This window comes from Pseudomonas sp. NPDC087346, from assembly GCF_044744235.1.
Classification (GTDB): Bacteria; Pseudomonadota; Gammaproteobacteria; order Pseudomonadales; family Pseudomonadaceae; genus Aquipseudomonas.
In genome coordinates this window covers 1-8,861 of sequence record NZ_JBIUXX010000114.1, presented here as the reverse complement: position 1 = coordinate 8,861, position 8,861 = coordinate 1, and the positions used below count along the sequence as shown (strand labels likewise).

Here is an 8,861-nt window from a genome sequence, read left to right as displayed (position 1 = left end):
GCGGGCGGTGGCCTGACCGATGCCGCTGGGACTGCGGCGGTGCTGGCGGTTCCGGCCGTAGCCGCAGCGGTCAATGCCGTGGTGGTGGATACCACAGCCCCCACCATTTCCAGTGTGGCGATCACGGCGGCCACGGGGGCGGTGAACAGCACCCTGAACGTCGGCGACACGGCGAGCGTGACGGTGGCCTTCAGCGAAGTGGTGACTGTAACAGGCACGCCGACGCTCAATCTGGTGATTGGCTCATCGACCAAACCGGCCACCTATGTGTCCGGCTCCGGGACCGCCAACCTGGTGTTCAGCTACACCGTGGCGGCGGGAGACACGGATACCAATGGCCTCGCGCTTCCAACCAACGGCTTGGCGCTGGCCGGTGGCTCCATCAAGGATGGCGCCGGTAACAACGCCGTCCTGACCTATGCTGCCGTGGCGGACAACGCCAGCTACCTAGTGGACACCACGGCCCCGGCATTCTCAGGCGTGGTCATTTCCGGGGTAGACAGCGCCAACGTCGCCAAGGCCGGCACGCTGCTCGCCGGTGACAAGATCAAGGTCACCCTGACGGCAAGCGAAGCAGTGACAGTCAGCGGCACGCCGACCTATACCATTGACGTGGGCGGTATGAGCAAGGCAGCCACCTACGCCTCGGGCACCGGGACCAACACGTTGGTGTTTTATTACACCGTGACCACCGGGGATACGGATGCCGCAGGCGGCATCACGGCGACAGCCTCGGCGCTGGCCCTGGCGGGCGGTGGCCTGACCGACGCTGGTGGAAATTCGGCGGTACTCGCGGTTCCGGCCGTGGCGGCAGCGGTCAATGCCGTGGTGGTGGATACCACGGCGGCGGTGATCTCCACCGTCGCCATCACGGCGGCGACAGGCGCGGTGAACAGCACCCTGAACGTGGGCGATACGGCGACCGTGACGGTGGCCTTCAGCAAAGTGGTGACCGTGACAGGTACGCCGACACTCAATCTGGTGATTGGCTCGTTGACCAAAGCAGCCACTTATCTGTCCGGTTCCGGTACAGCGAACCTGGTGTTCAGCTACACCGTGGCGGCGGGAGACACGGATACCAATGGCCTCGCGCTTCCAACCAACGGCTTGGCGCTGGCCGGTGGCGCCATCAAGGATGGCGCCGGTAACAACGCGGTCCTGACCTACGCCGCCGTGGCGGACAACGCCAGCTACCTGGTAGACACCACGGCTCCGGCATTCTCCGGCGTGGTCATTTCCGGGGTGGACGGCGCGGATGTCGCCAAGACTGGCGCGCTGATCGCCGGTGACAAGATCAAGGTCACCCTGACGGCGAGCGAAGCGGTGACGGTCAGCGGCACGCCGACCTATACCGTTGACGTGGGCGGTGTGAGCAAGGCGGCCACCTACGCCTCGGGCAGCGGGACCAACACGCTGGTGTTTTATTACACCGTCACCTCCGGGGACGCAGATGCTGCAGGCGGCATCACGGCGACAGCCTCGGCGCTGGCCCTGGCCGGCGGCGGCACCACCGACGCGGCTGGAACTGCGGCGGTGCTCGCGGTTCCGGCCGTGGCGGCAGCCGTCAATAGCGTGGTGGTGGATACCACGGCGGCGGTGGTCTCCAGTGTCGCCATCACGGCAGCCACGGGGGCGGTGAACAGCACCCTGAACGAGGGCGATACGGCAACCGTGACGGTAGCCTTCAGCGAAGTGGTGACTGTAACGGGCACGCCGACGCTCAATCTGGTGATTGGCTCGTCCACTAAACCGGCTACCTATGTGTCCGGCTCCGGTAGCGCCAACCTGGTGTTCAGCTACACCGTGGCGACGGGAGACACGGACGGCGACGGCCTCGCGCTTTTGGCCAACGGCCTGGCGCTGGCCGGCGGCTCCATCAAGGATGGCGCCGGTAACAACGCGGTCCTGACCTATGCCGCCGTGGCGGACAACGCCAGCTACCTGGTAGACACCACGGCCCCGGCATTTTCCGGCGTGGTCATTTCCGGCGTGGACAGCGCCAACGTCGCCAAGAGCGGCGCGCTGGTTGCAGGTGACAAGATCAAGGTGACCCTGACGGCAAGCGAAGCGGTGACGGTCAGCGGCACACCGACCTATACCGTTGACGTGGGTGGTGTGAGCAAGGCGGCCACCTACGCCTCTGGCACCGGGACCAATACGTTGGTGTTTTATTACACTGTGGTGGCCGGTGATACGGATGCCACAGGCGGCATCACCGCGACAGCCTCGGCGCTGGCCAGTGGCAGCCTGACCGATACCGCTGGGACTGCGGCGGTACTCGCGGTTCCGGCCGTAGCGGCAGCGGTCAATGGCGTAGTGGTGGATACCACAGCCCCAACGATTTCCAATGTGGCGATCACGGCGGCCACGGGGGCGGTGAACAGCACCCTGAACGTGGGCGATACGGCGAGCGTGACGGTGGCCTTCAGCGAAGTGGTGACTGTAACAGGCACGCCGACGCTCAATCTGGTGATTGGCTCATCAACCAAACCGGCCACCTATGTGTCCGGCTCCGGGACCGCCAACCTGGTGTTCAGCTACACCGTGGCGGCGGGAGACACGGATACCAATGGCCTCGCGCTTCCAACCAACGGCTTGGCGCTGGCCGGTGGCACCATCAAGGACAGCGCCGGTAACAACGCAGTCCTGACCTACGCCGCCGTGGCGGACAACGCCAGCTACCTGGTGGACACCACGGCTCCGGCATTCTCCGGCGTGGTCATTTCCGGGGTGGACGGCGCGGATGTCGCCAAGACTGGCGCGCTGATCGCCGGTGACAAGATCAAGGTCACCCTGACGGCGAGCGAAGCGGTGACGGTCAGCGGCACGCCGACCTATACCGTTGACGTGGGCGGTGTGAGCAAGACGGCCACCTACGCGTCTGGCACCGGGACCAACACGTTGGTGTTTTATTACACCGTGGTGGCCGGTGACACGGATGCCGCAGGCGGCATCACGGCGACCGCCTCGGCGCTGGCCCTGGTCGGTGGCAGCCTGACCGATGCCGCTGGAAATTCGGCGGTACTTACGGTTCCAGTAGTGGCGGCAGCGGTCAATAGCGTGGTGGTGGATGCCTCGGCCCCAACGATTTCCAGTGTCGCCCTCACGGCGGCCACGGGTGCGGCGAACAGCACCCTGAACGTGGGCGATACGGCGACCGTGACGGTGGCTTTCAGCGAAGCGGTGACCGTGACAGGCACGCCGACACTCAATCTTGTGATTGGCTCGTTGACCAAAACGGCCACTTATCTGTCCGGTTCCGGTACGGCCAACCTGCTGTTCCGCTACACCGTGGTGGCGGGAGACACGGATGCCAACGGCATCGCGCTTTCGGCCAACGGTCTGGCGGGCAGTGGCTCCATCAAGGACAGCGCCGGTAACAACGCGGTCCTGACTTACGCCGCCGTTGCGGACAACGCCAGCTACCGGGTGGACACCACGGCTCCGGTATTCTCCGGGGTGGCCATTTCCGGGGTAGACAGCGCCAACGTCGCCAAGGCTGGTACTTTGTCCGTGGGTGACAAGATCAAGGTGACCCTGACGGCAAGCGAGGCAGTGACGGTCAGCGGCACGCCGACCTATACCGTTGACGTGGGTGGTGTCAGCAAGACGGCCACCTACGCCTCTGGCAGCGGGACCAACACCTTGGTGTTTTACTACACCGTGGCGGCCGGTGACACGGACACCGTAGGCGGTATCACGGCGACGACCTCGGCACTGGCCAATGGCAGCCTGACCGACGCCGGTGGAAATTCGGCAGTGCTCGCGGTTCCGGCCGTAGCGGCAGCGGTCAATAGCGTGGTGGTCGATGGCACAGCCCCAACGGTTTCCAGTGTCGCCATCACGGCGGCCACGGGAGCGCTGAACAGCACCCTGAACGTCGGGGATACGGCGACCGTGACGGTGGCCTTCAGCGAGGCGGTGATTGTAACGGGCACGCCGACACTCAACCTTGAGATTGGCTCGTCCACCAAAACGGCCACCTATGTGTCCGGTTCCGGTACAGCGAACCTGGTGTTCAGCTACACCGTGGCGGCGGGAGACACGGATGGTAACGGCCTCGCACTTCCGCCCGACAGTCTGGCGCTGGGCAGTGGCTCCATCAAGGACAGCGCCGGTAACAACGCGGTCCTGACCTACGCCGCCGTGGCGGACAACGCCAACTACCGAGTGGACACCACAGCCCCAACGTTGGACCTTAGCGGTGTAACCGCAGGCAACAACTATGTAATGCCGTATCCCGGGAGTTCAGTCCAGATCAGGGTGAGTGAGCAAACACCCGGTCAATTGGCGCACGTGGTCGAGGCCAGCGCCATCACTCGCGTCCAAATTACCGTAAGCGGCATTGCCGACTCCTTCAACGAGCAGTTAATTGTTGGCGGTACGGCCATTCACCTTGATGGATCCGCATTACCAGGTAGCGTTACGGTAAACAACGCCAGTTGGAACGTGGCCTTTTCTAATGGGGTAATAACGTTCACCAGTGCGACAGCGCAGGGAGTGGTCTCTGCATTGGCCCAAGCGTTGATACGCAATATTTTGTACGTCAACCAAGCTTCTCCTACTACCGATCGCACCCGCACCTTTGATTTTGTCCTGACCGACAGCGCGGGTAACTCGTCTGCTGCCTCGCGGACCACGTTATCGGGAGATACCGTCGGTCCGGTCATCGATCTTAATGGTCCAGGTACGGGTTTTGATCGCGGCGCCGCAAGCGTCACTCTTGTCGACGTCAACTCAGCTGCGGGTGTATCGCTGCAGGCAGCCGCATCTGTCGCGACGGTCGCTGACGCGAGCACAATAGTGAGCATAAAAGTAACGGTCTCGGGTATTAAGAACGGCTCAGCCGAAATGCTGCGGGTCGGTACCACCGACCTGCGGGCCGACGGGGCGGGGACCTACACCACCGTCAGCGATGGCACCAACACCTGGAGCGTCAGCTACACCGCGGCTAGCGGCAGCGATCCGGCCTTTTTCACATTCTCCGGCACCGCTACCACTGCGGCACAAGCGCAGACGCTGGTGAGATCACTGGCCTACCGAAACACTGCTGCCACGGGTGTCGATGGCGTGCGCGATTTCCAAGTCAGCGCGCTGGACAGCGTAGGCAATGTGACTGCTACACCGGCGATAGCGCAGATACTGCTCAATGCACAGCCGCCGGCCAAGGCTGTGAGCAATCCTGTCAGAACGCTTGATACAAATGGAGATGGGGTACTGGGTGATCAGTTCATACTCAGCTTTAGCGAAGCGGTAGACGTGTCCAAGATCACTATTGCCAACATGCTCTTGAGTTCAGGCGTTATCGGTGTCGGCGCAACGATCACTGCCATCGACGCCATAACGATGGGAGGTGTGACCTATGCTACGCAATTTACTGTGACTGGCGGTCAGGGTTACTCCTACACGACGAACACCACCATAACCTTCAGTGCGGCAAACGTCGTGGATACGGGGGGGGGGGGCGCCGCCGCCAACGTGATATTTACAATGACCGACATTATGGCTCCCAATGTGCCAACAGCTCCAGCTACGGTCAACCCGATTGCTAGTACTACGGCTGACGTTATCAATGGCGCCGAAACAGCGATGGTCTATAACTTGGGGTTCGGGCACACGGCTGCTTCTGCAGGAGATATGTTGTTGCTTTATCGTGACGGTGTTTTTTTCAAACAGGTTGCGGCAACCACAGGTGCAACATCTACCGCGTTTTCGATGACCGGTTCAGACTGGGGGGGAGATGGTCCACACACATTTAGCGCCAGAATGCAGGACAGTGCAGGGAATTTGAGTGGCTTTAGTGCGATTAAGAAAGTTGACGTGGATACGACTTTCCACCCCGTGGTTTCTGCGATGTACGCAACGGTTGATGTCGGTCAAGCTAATGTTCCTGATGCTGGTGATGTGATACGTATTGTTTTCGATAGCCCTGCATCCCTTCAAAACTCAAGCTTGGATAGTAGCATTTTCGGTATGGGCGCTACCGTTACGGCAGTCGGTGCTGTTAAAGGATATAGCTCAACTTGGAACATTACGCTTGGGTCTGGTGCTGACGCGGCGATGGCGAACAAGGCCGTTACTTTTACAGGCCTCACGGACTCTGCAGGCAACACAGGGGCCGTCACTGCTAATATTCCTAGCAATGTCTTCAGCACCCCAACTGCACCAGTGATTGGTAATGTAACGTCAGATAACGTTATTGCCAGTACAGAAATAAATGCAGCGACCAATATACAAGTCACTATAGGCAAGTCAGCCGTAGGTGATGTTGTCAAACTTTTCATGGATGGCGTGTTGGTTGGCAATCAGGTTGTGGTGACGGCCACAGATGTCACGAACGGTTACGTGAATGTGACTGTGCCTGCCAATGGATGGGGCGCTGATGGGGAACGAGTATTGTCCGCCAGCGTTCAACGAGGAACTGATGTTACCCTCGTGAGCAATCAGAGCAGGCATGTCTATATTTCCGCTGACTCTACGCATTGGAGCGCTGCTTACGCCAATACGCTATGGTACGACCCGGATAAACTAAGCGCCGGTGCTGCGGTTTCTTCCTGGACGCCTTCAGTGGGGGCGGGAAATGCAACAACCGCAGGCGTGGCTCCAACAGTGGTTCAAACGTCCAGCGGTCGAAATTACCTGGCCTTCGGCGGTTCAGTTCAGCCGCTCTACTTCTTGAGTTCTACCATTGCCGGTTCGTTAACGACGTCAGCATTTTTTGTATTTACACAGAATACCGGCGCAGGCAGTTCATACCCGGTTAGCTATGGATACGGCGTTAATCCGAATGCTTCCAACAGCTCCAGATATGGCGATGTGAATACTGTTCAAATAATACGCGATGTCATACGTGCTATGAATTTAACTACGGGTACAGTTTCGTTAGGGACTAACTCGATTCCTTACAGCTCCCCCAATGTTGCGTCAATGATTTATTATGATTTTAATGGGCCAGCGGGATCAGATACGCTCGGGTTTGCTCTGAACGGTGCTCCGCTGAATACTCAGCAAGAACCTACAAGTGTAAGTTATCCAACCGCTTCAGGCGTGGGGCCTGCAACTTCGACAGGGTACAACGGTATAATAGGCGGAGGGGGGCCTTGGTCTAATAACGGTCCTCAAGGTATCTTCGACGGTCAAATGGGGGATGTGATTATCAGTGTCGGACAATCAACTGCCGCATATCGGGATGAGGTCAATGCTTACCTGGCAGTTAAGTACCTTACGACAGGGCAGCTGGTGTCGACATCGACCGCAGGCGTCTACGATCTAACAAGTGGACAAGGAGCCGGTGACTTTATAAACCAAATCTTGGATCTTACGGCAGTCAGCTCTAATGACATGATTGTGACTGCAGGCAGTGACTATGTATTGGCCGGCTCTGGCAATGACACCGTTCGAGTTAAGGGCCTTGCTTTCCGGCTCATTGACGGCGGCATGGGGAATGACACCCTGGTTCTGGATAGTACCTACACCGGAACTGCGACAATCGTTTTGGCGGACTTTGTGAGCAACTCTCGAGGTATGTCTGGCAATACTGTGGATGATGCTCGCGTGAATGCTGCTGGTTATCACAAGCTGAATGGTTTCGAGTATATAGATACCTCAGTCGCGACTAGTGCGCAGACACTGACAATATCGGCCGCAGACGTGAACCAGCTTTCCGAAACCAATACGCTTCACGTAAGTCTCGGTAACAATGACGTGCTTCGCATCGGCGGGTTTACCGGCGGTGTAACCTACGGCTATTTCCTCGATGGTTTTAACAACACTGTTTATGATCGCCATTGGGTTGGCACTGATACCGGCTCAAACGTGGATCTGTATACACGCGGTGGTACCACGCCGCCGGCTTTCGTCGATGCGAGCTTCACGGGGAGTACCGTCCTTTTGAACTTTAGCGTTCCCATGACGGGTAGTGTGACGGCGGGCGAGTTCACGTTATCGTCCGGAGGTACGGTCACCGATGCTTCCATTTTAGGGACTTCGCTGACACTGACCTCGGCCTCCGCGATAAGCGGGGTGTTGACCCTCGATTACACTGGTACCGGATTGGTTAACGGTGCGGGTGAAGGCGTGCGCTATAATCACGTGATGATCGGCACGGCTGCAGTGGACATCGTCAATGGCAACGCCAGCTCCGTAGCGCAGGCGCTTTTCGGTCGCGAAGGCAACGATACCGTTATTGGCGGCTCTGGCTCCGATCTGATCGTCGGAGGCGGGGGGAATGATACGCTCACTGGCGGCGCCGGCGCGGACGCGTTCAGTTGGATTGCCGGTGAGTCGAGCATCGACCTCGTTACCGACTTCACCAAGACGCAGGGTGACCGCATAGACCTCAAAGGCATTCTTGCTGGCTCAGGGTTTACAGCGGATCAATTCAGTGGCTTCCTCCAACTGACACAATCAGGCAACAACGCTGTATTGAAAGTTGACGTAGCCGGTGAAGGAAACTTCGCCACCCCGACGCAGGTGATCACGCTTACCAATGGTTGGACTACCGGCGGGCTTTCTGACGGTCTTCCTTCGTTGCTAGATCAACGGGTAGTGGTGGCATAAAAAATCGTTAAGCCCCCTCGTATATCGAGGGGGCTGAGCGACTGGTTCATGGCGGTTAATTTCCAGGAGGGCGGGCGCAAAAATTGAGGGGGTGACACCGGGGTAACCGGTTGGTTAAGTCATCTACCTGAGAAGCAGGACAAAGAGCGATTAGGGCAAAAGCGTCCACGATTTTTTAAGCGGACGCAATTTCCCTTAACGTTAGGATCGGCGGTCTCAAGGACCAAGTGCAACACCTGATGTAAGGTGTTGCCATGCCAACGAAGTACACACATCTCAGCACTGAGGAGCGGGTCGCCATC

1 protein-coding gene is annotated in these 8,861 nt (G+C 59.0%); it reads left to right on the top strand.

Annotated features, from left to right (window positions below):
- Nucleotides 1-39 precede the first annotated feature (39 nt).
- Nucleotides 40-8,559 carry a type I secretion C-terminal target domain-containing protein gene (locus ACIOZM_RS30640; protein WP_401221196.1) on the top strand — a complete coding sequence of 2,840 codons (8,520 nt, stop codon included), beginning with the start codon at nucleotides 40-42 and terminating at the stop codon, nucleotides 8,557-8,559.
- Nucleotides 8,560-8,861 lie beyond the last annotated feature (302 nt).